The sequence below is a fragment of the Polynucleobacter sp. MWH-Spelu-300-X4 genome (assembly GCF_018687515.1).
Lineage (GTDB): Bacteria > Pseudomonadota > Gammaproteobacteria > Burkholderiales > Burkholderiaceae > Polynucleobacter.
Map to the genome: position 1 here is coordinate 1,191,426 of NZ_CP061294.1, position 20,480 is coordinate 1,211,905.

Here is a 20,480-nt window from a genome sequence, read left to right on the forward strand (position 1 = left end):
TTAAAGCCAAATGACTACAATTAGCAAAAATACAGCACCAAAATAGTGCTGTATTTATTGATATAAGCTTCAGCTAAGAAATATTTGAAGGATTTAAATAAGTAGCTTGCAATCCCTGCCTTGGCCACTTGATGGCAAATAATAGCCATAGGTCACTATGACTAATACTGAATGTTCCATTCGGAACATTCCTGGAATGCCAGGACTCCCGACAAATCCATGCCTAAAACATAAATGAAACACCAAAAAAAGCCCGCCGAAGCGGGTTATATTTTTGACTAGCAGTAAAACAACAGATTTGCTGAGATGGATGGCTAATTAACATTACTCATTAAAGTAAACTAATTCTCTTTTTGTTCAGTTTTAGCAGCATAAATAATCGCCCTCAACTCTTCATCATTTTCAACCAATAATTTGAAGCGACTCTCCGAGACTCGTTGCAATAGAACTGATTGGTACTGCTCTCTTCTGAGCTTTTCAAAAAAGATAGCCGTTAAAAAAGAAATGATAAAAAAGACGATTTGATCAGTAACATCTGTATCAATCGCTTTATCAATGCCCTCAAATGGCTCAATAAAATAATAAAGGGATACAGGGATACTGATTAATAAAAAAACAAATGATGGCCAGAATCCATAAAAATAGGCCAACACAATACAGTTGATAGAAAACAATAAACTTGGGAAATGCTCACCTAGTAGAGGATGTAAATAAAACCTAAACCCAAAGGCAAGGCAAAATCCAACCACACCCACTAAATAGGCTTTGTAATCAGGCGGATCCCAACGCTTACTATTTTTAATTTCCATAATTTGTTTCCAAGATTTTTTTATTTCTTAGTTGATAATAAACTCAATCAATTCAGTTGTTGCAACCACATAGTTATAAGAACCATATAAGTGACATTATTTAAACAAGCTAATGCCAAGCATGCTGTTGTATTAATACACGGCTTGTGTGGCACGCCCATGGAATTAGGATCTATCCCTAAAGCGCTCAATGATGCAGGCTACCATGTTCACACATGCAATATCACTAACTATACGGCAACATCTCTAGACAAGACCCAATCAATTGATTGGAACTTATGGCATGAATACGTTGATGAGGCTATCTCTCAACTATTAGAATCCTATGAAACAGTCTCATTATGCGGCTTAAGTATGGGAGCAACACTGGCCCTAGCTGTAGCATCAAAAAGAGATGATATTAATTCGATTGCTTTACTATCCCCCGTGCTGCGATATGACGGTTGGGCAATTAAATGGTACGAAAATTTAATGTTGATTCCTTATTTGCTAGGCATACGTCATTGGTCCTATAAAGAATCCGAGCCTTTTGGCATAAAAAATATTGAACTACGTCGACGCGTCATTAAGAGCTTGGAAAAGGATGGCGTATCTCAAGTCGGCGCAGCAGAAATATCAGCACGTCATCTTTATACAGCGCAGAAAATGATGAAGCAGGTCAGAAATTCGCTAGAAGATGTTGCTACAGATGTTTTGTGTATTCATGCAATTGACGATGAAACTGCTGCACCAAGAAACACCGAAGAAATTATGGCGAAAATTTCTAGCGAAACAAAAAAAGTTGTCTGGCTAGGCGACTGTTATCACATTATCACTGTCGATAATGAACGTGAGATTGTCACCAACGAGGTATTACGATTTATTCAAAAATCTATCAAATCTCATGAAAATGAAATTAACTATCGAAAAGTCTCTAAACGATCGATGTTAAAAGATAGAAGGTAAATATCGTAATTCCCGACACCTCATTAAGAGTTGCTGATAGTCAGTAGGATTTCGCACCGTGATCTCATGATTTCGATAATCATGCGCAGCTGAAAATATTTATTACCTTGAGAGTTTTATTTGAGGGTTTAGCTCACCGAGCCAGACAGGCTTGGCCTGCCCAGCACGATTCGAACGTGCGACCTACGCCTTAGAAGACATAAAAACATTGCAATTCAACAACTTAGACAATAGCGTACAGTACCGCAAATCTGATGTTATATATGCGGCAAGGCTTGCGGAGCTATATGGCTCTCAAATAAATCACGTGTGGCATCGACAGTTATTGAATTAATTAGTTAGATGTTGTTCCAAATGGAACAGTAAGTTAACGTCAGAATTCCTGATGTTTCTGACGTTAATAAATTTATGTAACTTTCATTTACTTGTAAATTACACTAACCGCCTGCTTAAACTCTGCCAATCTACTATTAGTCAAACTATCAATTCGCTCATTAATTCGTTCTTTACATGCATCAATATTTACCGAATCAAGGTACAAAAAAACTTCTTGCTTAGCATTAATTGGATTAATTTCGGTAGTCATAACTTCATCAAAATATCTAGAAAAATGAATTTCATCACTCTCACCTAAGGAATGACCAAACAAGTGAATTTCATCCGCCCCTATAAGTTCATCACTAATTCTTGTTGTCGAATAAAAGAGATCACCATGTGATTTCTTTGCATATGTAAATTTTGATGGAATCAAAATATCAGCATAATTCTCAACCCCATAAATAATTTGGCCATCATCAATAGAGCCATGCACTTTAATATGCTCTACCCCGTTTTTTTGAGGTAAATATTTCAATATATTGCTCACAGTATTTGTATAGTTGAAATCAAATATTTTTATGCTGCGGTAATCAGAAGACAATAAATCTTTGATCATTTGAAAAGACCTAACCGAATCATCAAACTTCGATTTCCTATGAATCTGAATACCCTCAATATATTTTTTTAAGAGCCTCGAAACTTGCATATAGTTTCTTTTTATATCTCTCTGCCTACCTTTATTTTCAGCTAATTTAGCTTCACGAGCGATAACTTGAGCCAAGGCCATTTCCACATCACACCAATTCTCGCCTTGATTTTTTGCGGCCTGAATGATTGCATTTTGAGTATCCACTCCAGGCTGAACACCATCCTCTAAAAAGTGGCTATACGCAGTCCTTAACCCTTGGTCTAAGTCAAAGCCATTTCCAATAATGACCACTTTAGTACGCATAGACAGCTCCAAGATTCATCTTTAGAACTAAATCTTTAGTGGTTTTGCAGATTTTAAGTGATAGCATATATGTAATTTTTAGATATTTTCTGTATATTGTAAGTATTTTTCGTGCCATTACTCGCCAATCAAATAAAATCCAAGTGCCACGTTTCGAAGCACTTAAATCACAATGGAACGTAAGCCATATCAGGAGTGCACACATGAAATTCAATAAATAATGCGATCTGTAAGACTTGCCCTCTGATGACAAAAATACTTCCCCTAAACATCAAGCACATGAAGATCCTTAATTGACTTTAAGACTTAGATTTATTCTTGATACAAATATCCTGATACCCCTTCAGGACTCAAACCATTTCCTCGAACAAAGTTTGGCTAACTTTGTTCGCCTGGCAAATACAGGTGGACATCAACTCTTATATCATCCTGCAACTATTGAAGATTTCCAAAGAGACTCTGATATTGAAAGGCGCAATAGAAATTTACAGCGAGTCACCCAATATACTAAATTAGACAATCCAGCGCCATGCCCTTGGAACACTTCAGTTACTTCCGCAAATGATGCTTGCGATAATGAAATTTTGTATGCCCTAGCATGCGATGCAGCACATGCTCTAGTTACCGAAGATAAAGGGATACATGCGAATGCTCTAACTAGAGGATTGCAAAGTCGTGTTTACAGCATACAAACAGCTGAAGATTGGCTCAAGAGACTTCACGAGCCAACAGCCATCCATTTACCAAACATTGAAGATCTCCCCTTACACCGCATCATCCCAACTCTTGACCAACCATTTTTTGACAGCCTCAGAGAAGGATATGGTGGATTTAATGACTGGTTTAGAGAAAAAGCCAGGGAAAATCGTCGAGCCTGGACGTATTGCGATGAAAGCAAAAATTTAACTGCACTTTGCATCTATACAATTCAAACCAATGAAAAAATAAATGAAGACGGTGAAATCCTTCAAGGAAACTCATTAAAGCTATGCACATTCAAAGTTGCTGAAGAAGCGAGAGGAAAGAAAATCGGGGAGCTATTTCTCAAGGCTTCGTTTAAATATGCCACCGAAAATCGATGTGAGTTTATCTTTATTCACGCAAATTCCATAAAGCACAATTTCCTTATTCGCTTGCTTGAAGACTTTGGCTTTGAAGCTCAAGGATCATATAAAGGCGATCAAGTTCTTGTGAAAAAACATCCAATTAACCCGCCAAAAAATCAGGATTTGGAGCCACTCGAATACGCAAAATTATATTTTCCGCACTTTAGATCTGACTCAGAAATACAAAAATTTATTGTTCCAATTAAACCCGCATTTCACGCAATTCTTTTACCAGACTTTAAGGCACAACAAGGTCAGCTTTTTAACAACTCAAGCAATATTGGCAATGCTATTAAATTAGCTTATCTTTGTCATGCCCAAACTAAATCTATACAAGAAGGCGATATTTTGCTCTTCTATAGAACTGAGGATGAAAAGGTATTAACAAGTATTGCTGTTGTAGATAAATTCCAAGTTCTTGCAGATGCTTCAAAAATTGCGAGCATGGTTAGCCGGCGTACTGTCTATAGCCAATCAGAAATCGAAGCTATGGCAGAAAAAGAAACCAGAGTAATATTATTTAGACTTATAAGGCACTTAAAACACCCTATTCCATATTCAAATCTTCAATCTCAATGCCATATTCAAGGCCCATTTCAATCCATTAGAAAAATTAATGACGACCAATTTAAAAAAATTCTTCAATCAGAGAGATGATAAAGTCATCGTTCTTTCTATTAAACCCCAATATGCCGATCTTATTCTCGCGAAAATAAAAACAGTTGAGTTTCGCAGAACATGGGCTGCCGAAGATGTCAATACAATTGCAATCTATGCAAGTTCTCCGATTCAGAGAATAGTTGGATTAGTTAAGGTAGAAGAGACCTTAAAGGTAAGGCCATCAAAATTATGGAAAATATGTTCGGAACATAGCGGAGGCCTAACCAAAAGAGAATTGTTGAATTATTTCAATGGAAAATCATTGTGCAATGCCGTTCTATTAAAAGATGCAGTTAAATTTAAACAAGCCATAGACCCAAATAAATTTATCGAAAATTTCTACCCACCTCAATCATTTCAATATCTAAATTTAAGCCAAGTAAACCAACTTAAAAAATTAATAAGCGATGACAAATCATGATTATTTTTTTAGGCGGAATTCACGGAGTTGGGAAATCTTTCCTTGGAGCATACGTCGCAGAGGAAAATTATCTTCTTTACAAATCCGCAAGCCAGCTAATTAAAGGGGAAATGGGTAAGCAATCTTGGAGCGAAAAGAAAATTACCGGTGAAATAGAAGCCAACCAAGAAGCATTAATTTCTGCCATATCTAGATTAAAAAAAAATCAAGCAAACTTGCTATTGGATGGACATTTCTGCTTAATGGGAAGCGATGGGGCAATAAAAATTATTGAAATTGACGTATTTAAGAAACTTGGTTTAGATGCGATTTTATTGCTTGAATCTGATTCAGGAATAATTAAAGAGCGCCTGAAAAACAGAGACGATGTCTCCTATACCGATACTTTTTTAAATGAGTTTTTGCTAAAAGAAAGACATCAAGCTATTTTGGTCTCAGAAAAACTGAATATTCCTCTCAAAGTTTTGCACAACCCGGATAAAGAACAATTTAACAACGAAATTAAATCAATACTTAAGGAAAATATATGATTCAAATGTCACATGTGCAATTTTCTAATGGTGAACTGGATGATTTCGGAATGCCAAAAAATTTTCAGAGTTACTTAATAGCTGGTCGCAATGCAACTTCAACTGAAGCAAAGATTGGATCAGGAATTGCAAAAGTTTATTGCATATCGATCAATGCAACACCTTTAAATCCCGATACTGTGGTAGATGGTAATGGAATAGAAGGAGCAATTCAGAAAGCCATTGCCATACTTAAAGACAAGCATCCTGGGTATGAGTTCAGAACTCTAAAGTAAAACTATACGGTAAGAAATAAAAATGATTGAAATGTATAACCAAACTCCAAAAAATGCCATTTATTCCCAAGTAGTAAATGCAAGAACCAACGATGTATGGAGAGTACTGACTGAAAAACAATTCTTACTTAGTTGGTGGGCTCCGCCAGAATTTAATCTTTCAATAATCAATATAAATTTAATACCTGGTGGTGCATTCATTTTTGAATACACTAATAATAGAAGACGTCATCACGATGAACTGATATACGTTCAATTGATTAAAGATAGACGAATTGTCATGACCAATGCATTAACTAAGGACTTGCGACCTACCACTCAGTCCTATGGAACTATAGTGATTGATTTATTGGACATGGGAAATAAAACACAATTTTCATCAGAAATCTTGTTCAGGGATACACGCATATTGCGATGGTTCGCAAAAGCCGGCTGGTATCAAGGTTGGGTTAATAACATACAACTCATGGCGCAGCTAGCTGAAAAAATTAGTTTGCTCGGCGCGAATCAATCTGGTTCAAATCCGCATGTCCAGTCTTAACCATTTGCCGATCACGCCTTACACGATCTCCGATTAATTTAAGCGCGGCCTGCCTTGAACTTAATGGCTCTCAAAGAAATCACTGTGATACTGACAGTTTGTTCCAAATGGAACAAGTCGAATCAAGCGTCTAATTAGGCGACTCTAGCAATTATCTTTATCGGTAATTGGAATTTTACTTTTACAAGTATGACACTTCATAAACTCCTGTTTATCATCGCCAAACCCCAACTGATATAAACCTTCCGAATCTTTATTACCTTCCAAAAAACATAATGGGCAAGGAATTGAAATAGCCCGTAATGACTTAAGGTCATTCCTCTTATTCCACAAATCTACATACTCTGCAATTTTATCGGCCGGAATATTATGAACCTTACAAAAAATAATTAAATCATCAATAATGGGAGGTAGAGACATTTATAAAGTTCCTTAAAACTATTTGAGGATTTGCATAGCATTTCTTAATATCAAGAAAAATGATGGAAGGCAATTATTTTGGATAATTCCACACACGAACTACTAAGTCAAAGAATTATTGGTATCAAAAAAGAGTTTTTTGAGGTTAAGAAATCGTTCAATGCATACATATATGAATTTGCTCAAATTAATATTTGGCTATTTTTAGGTGTTGTAGGATCTATAGGAATTTCAGATGTCCTATATAAAACTTGGGCGCTAGTAATGACTGGGGTATTTTTCGTATACCAAATATTTATTTTTAATCGCCTAAAGATTAGTCACCAAGTTAATAAAGATCACTTAGCTACCCTCCTCGAAGAAATTGAGTCAATATCTTTGGAGTTTAAAAAAATTGGCTACGAAAAGAAAAAGTCTGACACCTTCAAAGAAGAAGTCAAAGAATTAGACTTTTTTTGGGCAATTATTTCCCCACTTTTTTTGAATTGGGGATTCTACATGTATATCTTATATACACACTTATCTAATGTATTTGTAAAAACTTAAGAATTAGCTGGGGTACGCATTTGTTCCTGTGCTTTTGCAATAGTTTGCCTAGCCTTTTCAGCCTTAACCGCTTGCTTAGCTCGATCAGCTTGAGCTTGCAATGATTTAACTCTTGCTTTCTCAAGTGTTTGGGGCGTCGAGATAGAGGTCTCCTTTAGTTTGGTGGGTGGACTAGCCACCGAACCAATTCCAAAGTGCCATTCAGCTATTAACCTTGCATGAATAGAACTATCAGCCTCAATGGTGGTTCTAACAACTTGGCCTTTAATACGAATAGATACGAGATATTTGTTCATACAAATATTTATCTTTTTCTTAACCTAGACACAGAAAAAAGAAATAATCACCACTAATCAACACCTAGACGTTTATATTTTTAAGAAATATACTGAAGCACAAAATAACAGAAGAAAATTTAAAATGGATTTTTTAAGCTTCATTAAAAATGAATTTTTTCGGCCGCTCTCGACCTTAATTATTCCTGGTGGAATTGCATTTGCCCCTTGGGCAATACTGATAGCACTCAATAATCAATCAATATTAGATTTAGTAAAAACAAATAATGGAATAGTTATCACAATCTTTCTTAGCCTATCTCTTGTAATAGGTATGCTGTTAGAGGACTTGGGTTCAAGAATTGAACTTTTATGCGATGGTTGTTTATACAAAAGAGACCCTGAGGCAGAGAATCGTTGGTTTAACTACCTCAAGCTAGAATTAAAAGATGAGGTAATTGGACAAAGATATTTACGCACCTTATTAGTTAGATTGAAATTTGAACTAGCAATACTCCCCTCAATCACAATTTCATTCATTGGGTTCTGTATTTTGAATACCCACATAAACTTATGGGAATCTTCCTCATTGGTAATAGCCGGTTCATTAGTCGCCATCCTTGACCTCTATTTAGGATATGAAATTTGGCAAAGCGTCCAAAATTTAGATATGGTCAGGGAATTAATTATTGAAAGCAAAGAAGAAAGTAATGCAAATAAGGAGGATTAACACCTCCTTATTTATTAACGCTTAAAACCGTTCTTCAATAAAGAACTGGCGGTTTGGATCTGATTATCCAATTCCCCTGCATCAACGGCTTCCTTTACCGACATTAATGCCCCAACAAGCTCCCCTGCACTAGCTACTTCAACGCTTGGCTTACCTTTAGCCAGTTCCAGTATGGAACTACCGTACTTAACAGAGAAGCATACTTTCCCTGATTCCGAGACGAACCACCAAGGTTTAATCCTTTTAGGCACTTGTAGCTGTTTACGTTCCCCTGTTTCTTTATCAGTAAAGCTACGGAACTTATTCACCACAAATGGCTTTCCATCTATTTGGCTCTTGGCTAACTGGATCTGCTCCCATAAGCGACTGGATAGCTTATTTCTACGAACCTGAATAACAGGGATATGTGTTGGTTTCTTTACTGCTACTAACTTCAAATTACTTAATGTGCTCATTTCATTTCTCCTTTTAGTTAATGGGCACACGTAGTTTGTTTTCGGTCTTTGGGTTTGGTCGACCTCTTTCTGACATTTGTTCTGTTTTGACTAATTTTGGATAGAAAAAATACGGTTTTTCTTAGAAAGAGATAAATATTTTTGCGAGTTGCTTGGTTACAAAGTTAGGTCGCATAAAGAAAAACAGTTGCTACTGAGTGAGTTGGAGTAGTTACTAGTTGAGTTACTCGAGTGACAAATGAGTAACTCTGACTAGCAACACAACTTCGTAACTCTCTCTTTGAGATCTGCAACTGAACTCAAAGCAACGTCTTTTTGTCTCTACTCATGTAACCAACTCAAGCAACTAGCAACGAGAACTCAATCAACTAGATAAAGGAGAAAGATATGAGAGAAATAGCAGTAAGACTTTTTATAAACGAGAAATTCAACACAACCATTGGCAAAGGCTTATTCCGCAGAGCCATCTATAACGGCACTATCGAGTTAAGAAATCCACAAACCAAATTCTTAATCGATATGTTTGAATACCCTGAATGGGAAGCACTGGCAAAACGTGATGACAAAATGGCAGTTATTAATAAGCTAGATGGCACAGACTTACCAACAGCTAAAGGCTTGGTGTTTTCTTGGTTACTTCACTACGATCCATTAACTAAGGTTAAAACCCCAGTAGATGGCTATGCGGTGTACTCACAGGATACGAATGAGCTACATATATGCATTAATAGTCCTGAATTCAACACCGTTGAAGAATGGACATTGGCAGTTCATAGCTGTAAAGCTACGGGAGCCAATAAACCGAGCTTAATTGCTACCAATGTCGATTTAGTGGCTTGGTAATTTATTTCTTGGCTATTTTATGAACGATCCGTTGTGCTGCTTTTTGGTAAGCCTCGTCTTTATCTCGTTTACCAACGGCAATCACAATAATGGTTACTCGCTTATCCACCACTTCATAGACAAGACGATAGCCACTAGTTCGTAATTTGATTTTGTAGCACCCCTCTAGCTCCCTGCTTAACAGAGCCGATGGGACATGAGGGGATTCCAAGCGTTTCTCTAATTGCTTCTTGAACTGTTCTTTTAAAGAACCGTCTAACTTATCCCACTCTTTTTTAGCTAATACATGGAACTCTAGGTTATAAGTCTTCAAGATTTACCCTAATAGTTTTGCCTCCACGTCTTTTCTCAACAGTTTTAATTAACTCAAGGTCATCTAAAGCATCAAGAATCTTTTCATAAGCCTTAGCTGACAACAAATAAGCTTCTGGCTTATTGTGGCTAAGGATAGCAACAGGATCACCCCCCGCTTGCTCGATAATTTTGCTTGGGGTTAACTTTCTCAAATCACTAACACTAATAGTTGTGCCTGCGTGAATCGGTGTGATTACATTCATATTTTCACCATTATTTTGTACATTATTTTGTGTATTTTAGTGCATCAAATTATTTTACACAACTTATATTGATATCCCACAAAATAAACCCCTCAAATAAGCCCTATAAGCATTGATCTTTTCAAATACAGCGTCTAGTAAACAGACGCTTAATCAAACAGCATGTAAGGCTGTTTAAAAAATCACCCCAAATCTGTGGGTTTTAGACAACATCAAAGCATAAATACTTAGAAGAACGTTACTTAAGAAAAGTAGAGAAATCTTAAGTAAAACCTCGTTTTAAAGCTAAGTCATTGATTCTTGGAAGGTCTTTACTTAGGCAAATTTAGGTCGTTCTTTTTGGAATAAGAAAACATACTAATAGTGATTTTTCATTAACAAGGAGATACAAAATGGCTCAAGCTAAAACACTTACCCAATCCGAACTAGATCAAGTTCTACGTTACGCAAGCACTAAGCAATACCCCGAAAGAAATAGAGCTTTGATTCTTACCAGTTTTTACCTCGGGCTTCGCGTTGCCGAAATAGCCCTACTTAAACGAGGCGACATTGTTAACGAAGATGGGACTATTAAGAATGAAATACGTCTCCATGCATCACAAACTAAAGGCGGTCACCCAAGAACTGTTTACATACCTGAGAAACTTAAACCTGAATTAGAGCGATATTTAACTACTAGACACATCAAACTACCTGATATTCCCTTCTTTCATACTGATAACCGACTTGGATTTACCCCAAACAGTTTATGCGTTTGGTTCTTTGGACTTTATCGTGGTGCCGGAATTAGCGGAGCCTCAAGTCACAGCGGAAGAAGAACACTAATTACTTCTCTCGCAAACAAAGGAGTCGGTGTTCGAGTATTGGCAGAAATTGCAGGACATCGCTCAATTGCTGTCACACAAAAATATATTGATGCAAATCCAGAGATGATGAGAAATGCGATGAATCTTGTATAAATTTATTTAAAAAAATTTGAAATATATTTTCATTATTCAAACAATAAATAGGCATTTTTTATTAAATGCCTATTTTTTATCATCAAAAATTGACTTGGAAGCCTTTAAATATAAGGCTCGAATTTTGGGAATTTTGTGTCAAACCAAAAATACAACACCTCTTTTGCATGAAAAATAACAAAAATTGTAAAGTGACTCTATCGGCAAAGCACACGTTTTTTGGCACTTTCGCCTTCACCGCTAAGTCGATTTTAAGGAGTTGTAAAAATGGAAAATTTAATTGAAGTTACTAACCCTGTAGCAACAGAGTCAAGCATCCCTTCTGTAGATATTCGTGGCATGAATGCGAATGTCATCACAGAAGATTCATCAACATTCGATGAAGTATTCATCATTGAAGGTGAAGAACAGTCACAGAAAAAGACTGAGCCTGAATCTAAACCTGAAGTTGATAAAGCTGAACGAGCTCAACAAATCTTGGAAATGGTTAAGGCTAAAAAATCTAATGCTGACTTAGTTAAGTATGAGCGTAAAGTCAGTGTAGAAGTAGCTACAACAGATGCATACCCAATCGTAGCTAAAGAACGTAAGGAGTATGTTGCCGCCTTTAAAGCAGGAGTTGAAAAAACAGCTCGTAGCACTTTAGAGATGTGTCGCGTAGTCTACGAAGCAGAACAGTCTTTGGACAAGTTTCAGTTCAAAACCTTCTGTGAAGAAGTTGGGCTTAAAGACTACAGCAGTACTGTTCGTAAGTTCTCAGCTATTGGTCGCGTCTATCCACGCTTTATTCAATATGTGGATCAGCTACCTGCAAGTTGGACAAATATCTACTTGATTACGCAAATCCCTGCTGACGCATTCGAAGAGTGCATTAAAAAAGGTTATTTGCTTAACAAGCTAACTGGCTCAAAACTAGACGAGTTGGTAAAAAGCACTAAGGACATCAACAAGATTGAAAAACCTTTGAGCTTTGATAACAAGAACTCTGGTTATGTATTTGCTAAGTTATTGTTCACTAAAAAGCCTGATGACACAGACTGGCGTGCGATGGAAAAAGCATTAGCTGAAATCTCTGCTCGCTTACCTATCAAGTTTGTTATTAGCAAGGAAGCTGGCGAGATTATTAAAGCTCGTCGCCAACAACGCTATGAAAAAATCAAACAAAGCGGCAAAAATGTTGATTTGAAGCCTGATCTTTGGGACTTGGGTGCAGAAGCTAATGCTGTTTACAAAGTGGTAGATCGAACAGCTAATGAATCTCAAGGTACGGTAATTACTGTTTAAGGCGACTGCTACCACTGCAGGGGTAGCTGTTGTTTTAAGTAGTTTGTTCCATTCAGAACAGGATTTAAGCTAATTTTTCAGCACTAAGCATCGGAGTAAGTTTTGAATAATGACGTTCAATCATGCCTACACTAGTTCCCATTTGCCTAGCTAACGTATGGATATCAATGCCATCAGCTAGAGCAAATGTGGCGTAGGTGTGTCTTAAGCAGTACAGGGTTCTTTTCTGCCCTGCGTGGTCTATCCAAAGTTCACTATCTTTCATTAATCTTTGAAATACCCCATCCATCCCATGCGGCTGATCACCTTCAGGCATAACAAAGACTAACTTATTTAAATTAGCCTCTAGGACTTGGATAAGATTTTTATAAGGTAAGTTTTGCCACTTTATTAACCTCTCCAAGCTAGGCAATAACTGATCTCTAGCTATTAAGTATCTGGGTCCCGTCTTACCATTAACCCATATACGTAAATACCGCTTCTTCCCTATTACATGCCATTGCAAGTCTTTCCACCTCACCGGCATAGACTCTGTTCCCTGCCTAATACCTGTATATAACAAGAACTCCACATAGCAACGGCATAGGATCTGCATCTGCCTACTGCGTTCTGTACGACCATACCGCTTATATTGATCCCAATAAGCCATGAAGTCCAATAACTTATCTATTTCCTGCCTTGTAAAAGCAGATCTTTGCTTTGTCGACGCCCCATCTCTGGGTAGACTTGGAACATCCTTAAACGGATTAAGAAACCCACTGGCTCGGGCACGTTTAATTATTCGGTTATAAGTAGTTGAGTGGTATCTCTGAGTGTCTTTAGCAGGAATCCTCCCCATTTGACTAACTCGCCAACTAGCAAAGTCACTAATTAACTCATCCGTTATCTCATCTATCTGATATTTGCCAAAGAAAGGTATTAGATAGTTATTAAGTATGTAGATATAGTCATTTCTTGTTTGATTGCTGATGTTATGTAGTTTTTCTATAGCCTCTATTTCTTCTAAAGCTATTGCCTTAAATGACTTCTTAACTACAGACAGATCATTAGCGATTTTTAGTTTGACTGTTTCAAAGATAGATATCGCTCTAGTTGATGCTTCGGCTAATTGATCCGTAAAGGTGCTAGCTGAATGCCATTGCCCATTAGCTAACTTAAACCTAGCTTGCCAAGCATCACTATTAGTTCTCTTAAACAAGGTTAGTTGTCCGTTCAATAGCGGAACACACTTTCCCTCTCGGGGTTTGGTTTGAGCGAACAGGAATTGAAGATTATTCATCAAGCAAGCGTCTAGTTAAGGGACGCTTGCTAGCTTAGCTTCGAATTAGGATTTGGACGACCTGAACATTAAAAAATGTCTTTTTTAGTAAGAAATAATTTCTTTATCCAACTTCTCCTGCTCTGAATCAAAAATTCCAAAGTCAAATTCATTTCCTCTAATAATCTTTTATTCCTCTCAACTGGAAGCCATTCTTCATAGAGAGATGTCAGGATCCTAATAGTAACTGGGGTGTATTGAAAAAAGTTTCTCAACTCATAAACAATTGCAATTTGAGAGTCTAATTTCATGTTCATGTTTTCACGAACACCACCAACTAACTCTCCTATCAAACGATGATAGTTTTCAAAACGTAATTGCTCTTGCTCGACCCTCCTTGTTTGCGTATACCTCCAAGCCGTGAATGCCAAACTCACTAATGATCCTAGAAAAGTGACCAGAGCTACAACGCCGGCAATAATCGTCCAAAATTTTTCATCAACAATTAAGTTCAAAATCACCTCTCAATTAAATCAAATGAGGGACTCTCATCCCTCACCCACCATTAACGTTTGCTATTAGGTGTAATTACGATCTGATTCCACAAGTGCCCCGGCTTGCTAGTCGGAGGTAATGGTTTGTGATCAGAAACAGTTACGTAGTTTGATACAGGTTTCCCTGTCGACGTAACTTGCTGAAACACTCCACCTTGAGTACCAGTATTTTGTCCAGGCTTCTTTGCCATACAAAATCCTTTTTCAAAGGTTTACCCGGGTTGACTAGTAAGAAGACGCTGTTACACTAAAAGAGCAGTTTTAACGTAAACAGCTATCGAAACCTCACCGGGGAATCGGTAACCAAGTGGTCGAAATTCCCGTTTCGGCCACTTTTCTTTTTAAAAACAAACACTATATCTAGTGTTATGTATGGATATACAGTACTAATTATAGGGTATTTCTATTAATTTTGATAAGCACTTTTATCAAAAAATACCTATCGAAATCCCTAATTGAACGTTAGAAATGCCCTACGAATGAGCATTTAAGAACCCTCTGCAATAATTTTCATTACTTAATACCAAGCACTTCACAAACTTAAATTAATAAGGCAATTGTGTAAGAACACTAAACCTGAGATGATCTAAATAATTATAAAAAATGTGAGTAATTATGACCAAAATTCACGGCCAAATTTTGTTAGCTTTCGCTTTTGTTTACCTCATTACCGGAACCTATATCTTTCTACCCACCAACTTTGATACAGCTAGAGCTGTAGGTAACCTCGTAGGCGTATCACTTCTAATTTACCTAATAATTAAACTTATTAACAGAAATAAATCTGAAGAAACAAAAGATAAAGGCTTTGTTGCTTTAGGAATGATTGCAATTCTGTGGGTTACATTAGTTTTATACAAAGAGGTTTCCGATCACAGAAGTCTGAATAATTTTGTCGCCACCATTGAAAAAGGTGATGTTTCAAAACTAGAACCATCACTCCCAAGCAATATTAAAGTTCCTGGATATAGTGGAAATGATGCTGACGGAACGCAGATTTTGTTAAATGAAGTACTAATCGTACTTAAACCATATAGCCTCGAGATTGAAAAGAACCAAGCTGAGTTAGAAAAAGTAGGGATTGATCAGATTCTATCTGCGCAAATGTTTAATAGTCGCTCTGCAATTACAAATGGGTTTCAAAAACTTGATAAATGGACTTATTTTGTAAATGAAGAATCACGACTAATTAACGAGGCCTATAAGGCTCAAATTATTGCAATTGAAAAAGCTTCCGTATCCCCAGAAATCAAAGCAAGTTTTTTGAAAGGCTTGAATAAGAGTGTCGATGAAACAACTAGGTTGTATAAGCTACAAACCAATGCAACTCATAACAGTATTGCAATTGCTCGAAAAATATTGAAACTTGCTGAGTCAAATATCGGATTGGTTCAAGTAACTGCCAATGGTGTAATTTTCCCGAAGCCTCAAGATAATGAGGCTTATGCTCAAGCTATTCAGGCTATTCAAAAAGAGGCTCAGGATGAGCAGAAATATGCTGCGGCTAGATCTAATTACCAACAATCTGTTGTTAATAGAATGAAAAACACCCTTTCAAAATGAAACAATTAATTCATTTAGCTGTAACGAGTTTATTAGTTTTAAGTACTTTTTTAGTACAGGCGCAATCGCAACTTGAACAAGTTCGACAAAATGAACTTCGTCGAAATTACAGCAGCTGTATTACTGGTATAGGCTTTTGCAATGAAGGGGAATTAACTTCATCACAATTAGAATCAGTAAATAAAGGTAAGCTACAAAGAAACTATAACAATTGCGCTACTGGAATTGGATATTGTAATAATTCACTGTTAACAGAAAAAGAAGCTAGTGTTGTTAAATCAAACCAGGCTCAACGAAATCTTAATAACTGTTACACCGGTATAGGTTATTGCGATAGAAGCAACTTATCAACATCAGAAGCCCAAACAGTTGAAAAAAATCAGCTAACGCGAAATTACAACAACTGTATAACAGGTATTGGCTACTGTAAAAAACAGATCCTATCATCAACTCAAATTGATGCAGTTCATCAAAATGAACTTAAAAGAAATTTTAATAATTGCCTTACTGGAATCGGTTACTGCAATAGAGCCTTACTTGATAGCGATCAAATCAATGCCCCAAAAAATAGTCAACAAAGTATTACCAATAGTCAAACTACGCCATTACCAGAAGTTGGCATAGGTACTTGCGCTGAGAACGGGTCTTGTTATGGCGACATAAGTAACATCACAGGATTACCAAAAACAATACCAGTAGATGGGTACTATAGAAAGGATGGCACCTACGTAAGAGGACATTACAGAAGTCGTCGTTAACATTAGAAATTATATTTCGACACCAAAACAAATCGAATATTTAAGATATGCTTCAAAAAAATAAAAAACTAATTTTTATTAGCTCATTAGTTCTCATCGTTGTTTATTCAATTACTTCGTCAAAATGGCATGGCTATGCATATCCAGACAAAAATAATCTGTCAAATGGACTCTATTTAGGTGAGTTTAAAAATGAACACGAATGCACTGCTGCTGCCATAAATTCTCTTAAAAAGATTGGCAAAATTGGCTCCGGTCACTTTGAGTGTCATAAAAACTAAGCATATCCTACTCCCAACCAATTTATTGACCAAGAAAAAATCTAAAAAATATTTACAAAATTTAGTGAATGTCGGTTTTCCCGACAATCCACTCTCAATGTTGATATCTATATTCCTGAGTTAAACCACCAAATCCATAAGTAGCCGCCCTGACATCTTGCACATAGATATAGCTTTCTTCGTGCAAATTACCCAATAACTTCTCAAATCCCTCAAAGGCTTCTTTGATGTATTGAGCTTTCTCATCTTTGGTATTAGTTTCATCAGTTATCTTGATATCAAAGTAAAAGCTATTTTTACCTTGTTGACTTAATAACTGCCCTGCTACCACCCAAGCATCATGATCTACATACTCAATAGCAATTGCAGTTACCTCTCGTTTCTTTTTAAGAATCCTACTAGTTAGCTCCAGCAGTAAATTAGCAATCTTTTTAGTTAACTCAGGTGACTTCTTAGCACTTACTTTCACATTCAAGATAGGCATACTTCCTCCAATTAATTAGCTATGCAACTATTAATAAAATAAAACTCATTTGAGAGCTGATGTAATAGACCTCATTTGAGTTACGACAGATTCAAATTCATTTGCTCCTAACAACTTCTTCATACGCTTTGTTACTTCACTACTAGCAATATTTAGATCAGATTTAATATCTAATGAGCTAGCAGTTGGGTGAATCTCCTGCTCTCTTGCATCCTTATTTGAAATAACTCGTCTTATATAACCCATACGTTCAAGATGATCTAAACCACGAGTAGCTGTTGGCCTTGAGATATTTAATTCCTCAGCAATCTCTCTAGCCAATAACGGAGCTTTATCAAGCACCACTCTCAACATAAAGGCTTGAGATGGTGTTAATCCGAATGGTTTAAATGCCTGAGTCCACTCTCGCTCGACTTGGCGAGCTAGTGACGTCGTATTGAAATATAGGCATTGTTCAAACATAGACTAATAGTAACAGATATTAGTTAGCTATGCAATCAAATTCATGGTGCTGAGAAATCTCGAAATAAAACTTCAGCTAAGTGACCCTGTCGAACGCCGTCATAATTTTTATTTGAAGATAGTTATATTTTCTGGTAGAAATGTAGCAATGCAATCTAACCCTAAAAATCATGTCTATATTTGAACAAGCGGCACTAATATTTAATCACCCACTTTTTAATATAGTTGGTGGAATAAGTGTATCTATTACATTCATAGCAATCACGTACAAAGTGGTTTGTTTTTTCTGGGGCGTTACCCCACTTATGCTTCGCTTGGGCATATCTTTATGGAAACGAAAGGTTGCAATCTTTGGTGATGAAAGTAGCTTTAGTAGCCTAAAATTAATGCTCATTGATTCAGGCATTTTCAAAGAGAAAAATATAATCAAAATTGATTTAATTGATTTAGCTAAGGCAAAAAAATTGGATATTTTTCTAGTAGACTGGAATTCATCAAAAGATCATATAAATCAAATTTTTGATTTCAGACCAAATAATCAAACGCCAGTAATTATTTTTGCTTCTCCAGGAAAAATTCCTGAAGAAAATTTATCTGATATCGCAAACAGATCAAACACAGTCATTGTCAACTTCAGGGGAAGATTAATCAACGACTTATTAACATCTCTTGTCACTACAAGTTATGATAAATCCTAATTTTTACCTCTATCAAATACTAGAACACTATAAAGGTCGAGATATACAGACCAACTCCTTTAACATTAATTTTTTAAAAGCTGATTTAAAAAAATGGGCTGGCACTTGTTACATTGAAGTCATTAATTCAGGATCGTACGCAAAAGGGACTGCGATTTCTAATTCTTCCGATATTGATCTTCTGGTTTCCTTAAAACATGACTGTAATGAAAATTCTGGCGGCTTAAAATCTTGCTACAACTCATTGTATGAATGGCTCAGCAAATCATACTCTAATGTGCGTAAGCAAAATGTGTCAGTACGAGTTAAATTAAACACCTTAGAGATAGATGTCACACCCGCCAGAAAGCTCTCTGGGAATACAAATGATCACTCTCTATATGTTTCCAAAAAAAATTCAATTAAAAAAACAAATATTAAAAAACATATCAGCGACATTTCATCTTCGGGTCGAACAAATGAAATCAAACTATTAAAAATATGGCGCGAAATTAATAGGATTGATTTTCCGTCAATCTATCTTGAGTACTTATTGGTTAATAAAATATTAATCAATAAATCAAAAAAAATAGAAAATCTATCTGATAACTTATGTCATGTTTTTCATGAATTAGGAAAACATCAAGGAAACCCACTATTTTCAACTCTGGATGATCCTGCAAACTCAAACAATAGACTTTCAGATTTATTGAATGAAAACGAGAAAATTGAGATTATTTTGAAAGCTGAAAAAGCCTCAAATGAGAAATATTGGGAGAACATATATGGCTAAATGTACAGCACCAAGAAATGGGCATCGGACAGCAAGTGGAGCCGCGGCATGTCCCGCATGTAGCAGTAAGCGCCATTACGGTAGCTATCGCTCCACCCCATACTCCCCTTCGCAATCTTTTTCATTAGGAAGTAATGGAGTAAGACAAAGTAGTAGCGGAGGGGCTAATAGTGGAGGAAGGCCACGTTGGTCACGAGCGAGCTCATCGGTTATATATACACCCGCTCAAATACGAACTCTTACACCCATACGTGAAGCTGTAGAGCGCCTAGCGACCAAATCTGATCTACGAGATATCTTTCTATGCCATGCTTGGGATGATCGACAAGGAGCTGCAAAAGAACTGCATGATTCACTCGAGTCTCAAGGTATAAAAGTTTGGTTTAGCGAGAAAGATGTTGGCCTTGGCGTACCACTGCTTCGAGCTATAGATAAAGGACTAGCAAATTCCCGCGTTGGAATCGTTCTTGTTACTCCTGCATTTTTACGTCGTCTTCCCGCAGAGGGCATTGCTGACAAAGAACTATCTGCACTTTTAGCACGCGATCAACTTATCCCCATCGTTCATAACACGACATTTGAAGAACTCCGCGAGGTTAGTCCATTACTTGCCTCACGAAGTGGATTAAACACATCAGAAGATACTATGGCAACTATTGCAACTAAACTTGCAGAGTTAGTAGCCATCTAATTTTGACTTACAACTACTTCACGAACCTGTTCCATTTAGAACAATATTCAACCATCCAGTTACAGGACGCTCATAGTCAACGGGATGTATCACCGTAGAACAAGGTGTTCGATACGCTCAATAGACTCGAGCCCTTGAACACAATTGTGACAATTGGCTACAGTGAGGTAATCTGAGATTCGTCGCTTGGGTGCGTAGTGGCCTGCCCAGCACGATTCGAACGTGCGACCTACGCCTTAGAAGGGCGGTGCTCTATCCAGCTGAGCTATGGGCAGTCTTTGAAATAATCAGCGAAATTATAGCCGATGCTTGCCATGACCTATTGATTTCAAG

Annotated in this window: 30 protein-coding genes and 1 tRNA gene; 17 read left to right on the forward strand and 14 right to left on the reverse strand. The window is 36.8% G+C overall.

Annotated features, from left to right (window positions below; genetic code table 11):
• Window positions 1-20: 20 nt before the first annotated feature.
• On the reverse strand, window positions 21-149 hold the full coding sequence (locus ICV01_RS09125) for a hypothetical protein (protein WP_256440692.1): 129 nt from the start codon (window positions 147-149) through the stop codon (window positions 21-23).
• 192 nt (window positions 150-341) lie between these two features.
• The gene (locus ICV01_RS06210; protein WP_215286656.1) at window positions 342-809 is read right to left on the reverse strand and encodes a DUF4118 domain-containing protein; all 468 of its coding nucleotides are present in this window, start codon (window positions 807-809) and stop codon (window positions 342-344) included.
• Between the two features lie 90 nt (window positions 810-899).
• On the opposite strand from ICV01_RS06210, the gene ICV01_RS06215 reads away from it, so the two are divergent.
• A complete protein-coding gene (locus tag ICV01_RS06215; RefSeq protein WP_215286658.1) occupies window positions 900-1,754 on the forward strand; it encodes a carboxylesterase in 855 nt (284 codons plus the stop codon).
• A 421-nt stretch (window positions 1,755-2,175) separates the two neighbouring features.
• Here ICV01_RS06215 and ICV01_RS06220 read toward each other — a convergent pair whose 3' ends face one another.
• Window positions 2,176-3,024: an AbiH family protein gene (locus ICV01_RS06220; protein ID WP_215286660.1), complete on the reverse strand. Its 849-nt coding sequence runs from the start codon at window positions 3,022-3,024 to the stop codon at window positions 2,176-2,178.
• A 374-nt stretch (window positions 3,025-3,398) separates the two neighbouring features.
• On the opposite strand from ICV01_RS06220, the gene ICV01_RS06225 reads away from it, so the two are divergent.
• From ICV01_RS06225 to ICV01_RS06245, 5 genes are read left to right on the forward strand one after another with little or no spacing between them, the layout of a single operon-like run.
• On the forward strand, window positions 3,399-4,787 hold the full coding sequence (locus ICV01_RS06225) for a GNAT family N-acetyltransferase (RefSeq protein WP_251369327.1): 1,389 nt from the start codon (window positions 3,399-3,401) through the stop codon (window positions 4,785-4,787).
• Entirely contained in the window at window positions 4,747-5,211 is a 465-nt protein-coding gene (locus ICV01_RS06230; RefSeq protein WP_215286664.1) for an ASCH domain-containing protein, read from the forward strand. The genes ICV01_RS06225 and ICV01_RS06230 overlap by 41 nt, the downstream gene beginning before the upstream one ends.
• Window positions 5,208-5,741, forward strand: coding sequence for an ATP-binding protein (locus ICV01_RS06235; RefSeq protein ID WP_215286666.1), 534 nt, complete (start codon window positions 5,208-5,210; stop codon window positions 5,739-5,741). Before ICV01_RS06230 ends, ICV01_RS06235 begins: the two co-directional genes overlap by 4 nt.
• Window positions 5,738-6,016, forward strand: coding sequence for a hypothetical protein (locus ICV01_RS06240; protein ID WP_215286667.1), 279 nt, complete (start codon window positions 5,738-5,740; stop codon window positions 6,014-6,016). The genes ICV01_RS06235 and ICV01_RS06240 overlap by 4 nt, the downstream gene beginning before the upstream one ends.
• 22 nt (window positions 6,017-6,038) lie before the next feature.
• Window positions 6,039-6,557, forward strand: coding sequence for an SRPBCC domain-containing protein (locus ICV01_RS06245; RefSeq protein WP_215286669.1), 519 nt, complete (start codon window positions 6,039-6,041; stop codon window positions 6,555-6,557).
• Window positions 6,558-6,701: 144 nt separating this feature from the next.
• Here the strand turns inward: ICV01_RS06245 and ICV01_RS06250 are convergent, their stop codons facing one another.
• The gene (locus tag ICV01_RS06250; RefSeq protein WP_215286671.1) at window positions 6,702-6,977 is read right to left on the reverse strand and encodes a hypothetical protein; all 276 of its coding nucleotides are present in this window, start codon (window positions 6,975-6,977) and stop codon (window positions 6,702-6,704) included.
• A 78-nt stretch (window positions 6,978-7,055) separates the two neighbouring features.
• Here ICV01_RS06250 and ICV01_RS06255 point away from each other — a divergent pair, with 78 nt between their 5' ends.
• Complete coding sequence (locus tag ICV01_RS06255) at window positions 7,056-7,523, forward strand: hypothetical protein (RefSeq protein WP_215286673.1); 468 nt, start codon at window positions 7,056-7,058, stop codon at window positions 7,521-7,523.
• Here ICV01_RS06255 and ICV01_RS06260 read toward each other — a convergent pair.
• Window positions 7,520-7,819 (reverse strand): hypothetical protein, encoded by a 300-nt coding sequence (locus ICV01_RS06260; RefSeq protein ID WP_215286675.1) that lies wholly within the window; start codon window positions 7,817-7,819, stop codon window positions 7,520-7,522. The genes ICV01_RS06255 and ICV01_RS06260 overlap by 4 nt on opposite strands.
• 124 nt (window positions 7,820-7,943) lie before the next feature.
• Between ICV01_RS06260 and ICV01_RS06265 the strand changes: the two genes are divergently transcribed.
• On the forward strand, window positions 7,944-8,528 hold the full coding sequence (locus ICV01_RS06265; RefSeq protein WP_215286677.1) for a hypothetical protein: 585 nt from the start codon (window positions 7,944-7,946) through the stop codon (window positions 8,526-8,528).
• A 14-nt stretch (window positions 8,529-8,542) separates the two neighbouring features.
• Here the strand turns inward: ICV01_RS06265 and ICV01_RS06270 are convergent, their stop codons facing one another.
• Window positions 8,543-9,013 (reverse strand): DUF6641 family protein, encoded by a 471-nt coding sequence (locus ICV01_RS06270; protein ID WP_371817459.1) that lies wholly within the window; start codon window positions 9,011-9,013, stop codon window positions 8,543-8,545.
• 357 nt (window positions 9,014-9,370) lie between these two features.
• On the opposite strand from ICV01_RS06270, the gene ICV01_RS06275 reads away from it, so the two are divergent.
• Complete coding sequence (locus ICV01_RS06275) at window positions 9,371-9,826, forward strand: hypothetical protein (RefSeq protein WP_215286681.1); 456 nt, start codon at window positions 9,371-9,373, stop codon at window positions 9,824-9,826.
• 1 nt (window position 9,827) lies between these two features.
• Here ICV01_RS06275 and ICV01_RS06280 read toward each other — a convergent pair whose 3' ends face one another.
• Together ICV01_RS06280 and ICV01_RS06285 are read right to left on the reverse strand one after the other, a co-directional pair.
• The gene (locus tag ICV01_RS06280; RefSeq protein WP_215286683.1) at window positions 9,828-10,139 is read right to left on the reverse strand and encodes a type II toxin-antitoxin system RelE/ParE family toxin; all 312 of its coding nucleotides are present in this window, start codon (window positions 10,137-10,139) and stop codon (window positions 9,828-9,830) included.
• Entirely contained in the window at window positions 10,126-10,383 is a 258-nt protein-coding gene (locus ICV01_RS06285; RefSeq protein WP_215286685.1) for a type II toxin-antitoxin system Phd/YefM family antitoxin, read from the reverse strand. Before ICV01_RS06285 ends, ICV01_RS06280 begins: the two co-directional genes overlap by 14 nt.
• Window positions 10,384-10,775: 392 nt before the next feature.
• On the opposite strand from ICV01_RS06285, the gene ICV01_RS06290 reads away from it, so the two are divergent.
• Window positions 10,776-11,342 carry a site-specific integrase gene (locus tag ICV01_RS06290; protein WP_215286687.1) on the forward strand — a complete coding sequence of 189 codons (567 nt, stop codon included), beginning with the start codon at window positions 10,776-10,778 and terminating at the stop codon, window positions 11,340-11,342.
• 267 nt (window positions 11,343-11,609) lie between these two features.
• Window positions 11,610-12,626 (forward strand): hypothetical protein, encoded by a 1,017-nt coding sequence (locus ICV01_RS06295; RefSeq protein ID WP_215286689.1) that lies wholly within the window; start codon window positions 11,610-11,612, stop codon window positions 12,624-12,626.
• Window positions 12,627-12,690: 64 nt separating this feature from the next.
• On the opposite strand, the gene ICV01_RS06300 is transcribed toward ICV01_RS06295, so the two are convergent.
• The 3 genes from ICV01_RS06300 to ICV01_RS06310 all read right to left on the reverse strand — a co-directional run bounded on the left by ICV01_RS06300 (window position 12,691) and on the right by ICV01_RS06310 (window position 14,629).
• Window positions 12,691-13,842 carry a site-specific integrase gene (locus ICV01_RS06300; protein WP_215286690.1) on the reverse strand — a complete coding sequence of 384 codons (1,152 nt, stop codon included), beginning with the start codon at window positions 13,840-13,842 and terminating at the stop codon, window positions 12,691-12,693.
• A 131-nt stretch (window positions 13,843-13,973) separates the two neighbouring features.
• Entirely contained in the window at window positions 13,974-14,399 is a 426-nt protein-coding gene (locus ICV01_RS06305) for a hypothetical protein (RefSeq protein ID WP_215286692.1), read from the reverse strand.
• A 50-nt stretch (window positions 14,400-14,449) separates the two neighbouring features.
• Window positions 14,450-14,629, reverse strand: coding sequence for a hypothetical protein (locus tag ICV01_RS06310; RefSeq protein WP_215286694.1), 180 nt, complete (start codon window positions 14,627-14,629; stop codon window positions 14,450-14,452).
• 448 nt (window positions 14,630-15,077) lie between these two features.
• Here ICV01_RS06310 and ICV01_RS06315 point away from each other — a divergent pair, with 448 nt between their 5' ends.
• From ICV01_RS06315 to ICV01_RS06325, 3 genes are read left to right on the forward strand one after another with little or no spacing between them, the layout of a single operon-like run.
• The gene (locus ICV01_RS06315) at window positions 15,078-16,001 is read left to right on the forward strand and encodes a hypothetical protein (protein WP_215286697.1); all 924 of its coding nucleotides are present in this window, start codon (window positions 15,078-15,080) and stop codon (window positions 15,999-16,001) included.
• Window positions 15,998-16,759: a hypothetical protein gene (locus tag ICV01_RS06320; protein ID WP_215286699.1), complete on the forward strand. Its 762-nt coding sequence runs from the start codon at window positions 15,998-16,000 to the stop codon at window positions 16,757-16,759. Before ICV01_RS06315 ends, ICV01_RS06320 begins: the two co-directional genes overlap by 4 nt.
• A 47-nt stretch (window positions 16,760-16,806) precedes the next feature.
• Window positions 16,807-17,040 (forward strand): hypothetical protein, encoded by a 234-nt coding sequence (locus ICV01_RS06325; RefSeq protein WP_215286700.1) that lies wholly within the window; start codon window positions 16,807-16,809, stop codon window positions 17,038-17,040.
• 94 nt (window positions 17,041-17,134) lie between these two features.
• On the opposite strand, the gene ICV01_RS06330 is transcribed toward ICV01_RS06325, so the two are convergent.
• On the reverse strand, window positions 17,135-17,524 hold the full coding sequence (locus ICV01_RS06330) for a 4-oxalocrotonate tautomerase family protein (RefSeq protein ID WP_215286702.1): 390 nt from the start codon (window positions 17,522-17,524) through the stop codon (window positions 17,135-17,137).
• A gap of 45 nt (window positions 17,525-17,569) precedes the next feature.
• On the reverse strand, window positions 17,570-17,986 hold the full coding sequence (locus ICV01_RS06335; protein ID WP_215286704.1) for a MarR family winged helix-turn-helix transcriptional regulator: 417 nt from the start codon (window positions 17,984-17,986) through the stop codon (window positions 17,570-17,572).
• Between the two features lie 170 nt (window positions 17,987-18,156).
• Here ICV01_RS06335 and ICV01_RS06340 point away from each other — a divergent pair, with 170 nt between their 5' ends.
• Genes ICV01_RS06340 through ICV01_RS06350 form a run of 3 tightly spaced genes read left to right on the forward strand, consistent with a single transcriptional unit; the run spans window position 18,157 to window position 20,147 of the window.
• Entirely contained in the window at window positions 18,157-18,684 is a 528-nt protein-coding gene (locus ICV01_RS06340) for a hypothetical protein (RefSeq protein WP_215286706.1), read from the forward strand.
• Window positions 18,656-19,456, forward strand: coding sequence for a nucleotidyltransferase (locus tag ICV01_RS06345; protein WP_215286708.1), 801 nt, complete (start codon window positions 18,656-18,658; stop codon window positions 19,454-19,456). Before ICV01_RS06340 ends, ICV01_RS06345 begins: the two co-directional genes overlap by 29 nt.
• Window positions 19,449-20,147, forward strand: a complete 699-nt coding sequence (locus ICV01_RS06350) for a toll/interleukin-1 receptor domain-containing protein (protein ID WP_215286709.1) — start codon at window positions 19,449-19,451, stop codon at window positions 20,145-20,147. The genes ICV01_RS06345 and ICV01_RS06350 overlap by 8 nt, the downstream gene beginning before the upstream one ends.
• Window positions 20,148-20,345: 198 nt before the next feature.
• Here the strand turns inward: ICV01_RS06350 and ICV01_RS06355 are convergent.
• A tRNA-Arg gene (locus ICV01_RS06355) sits at window positions 20,346-20,422 on the reverse strand.
• Window positions 20,423-20,480 lie beyond the last annotated feature (58 nt).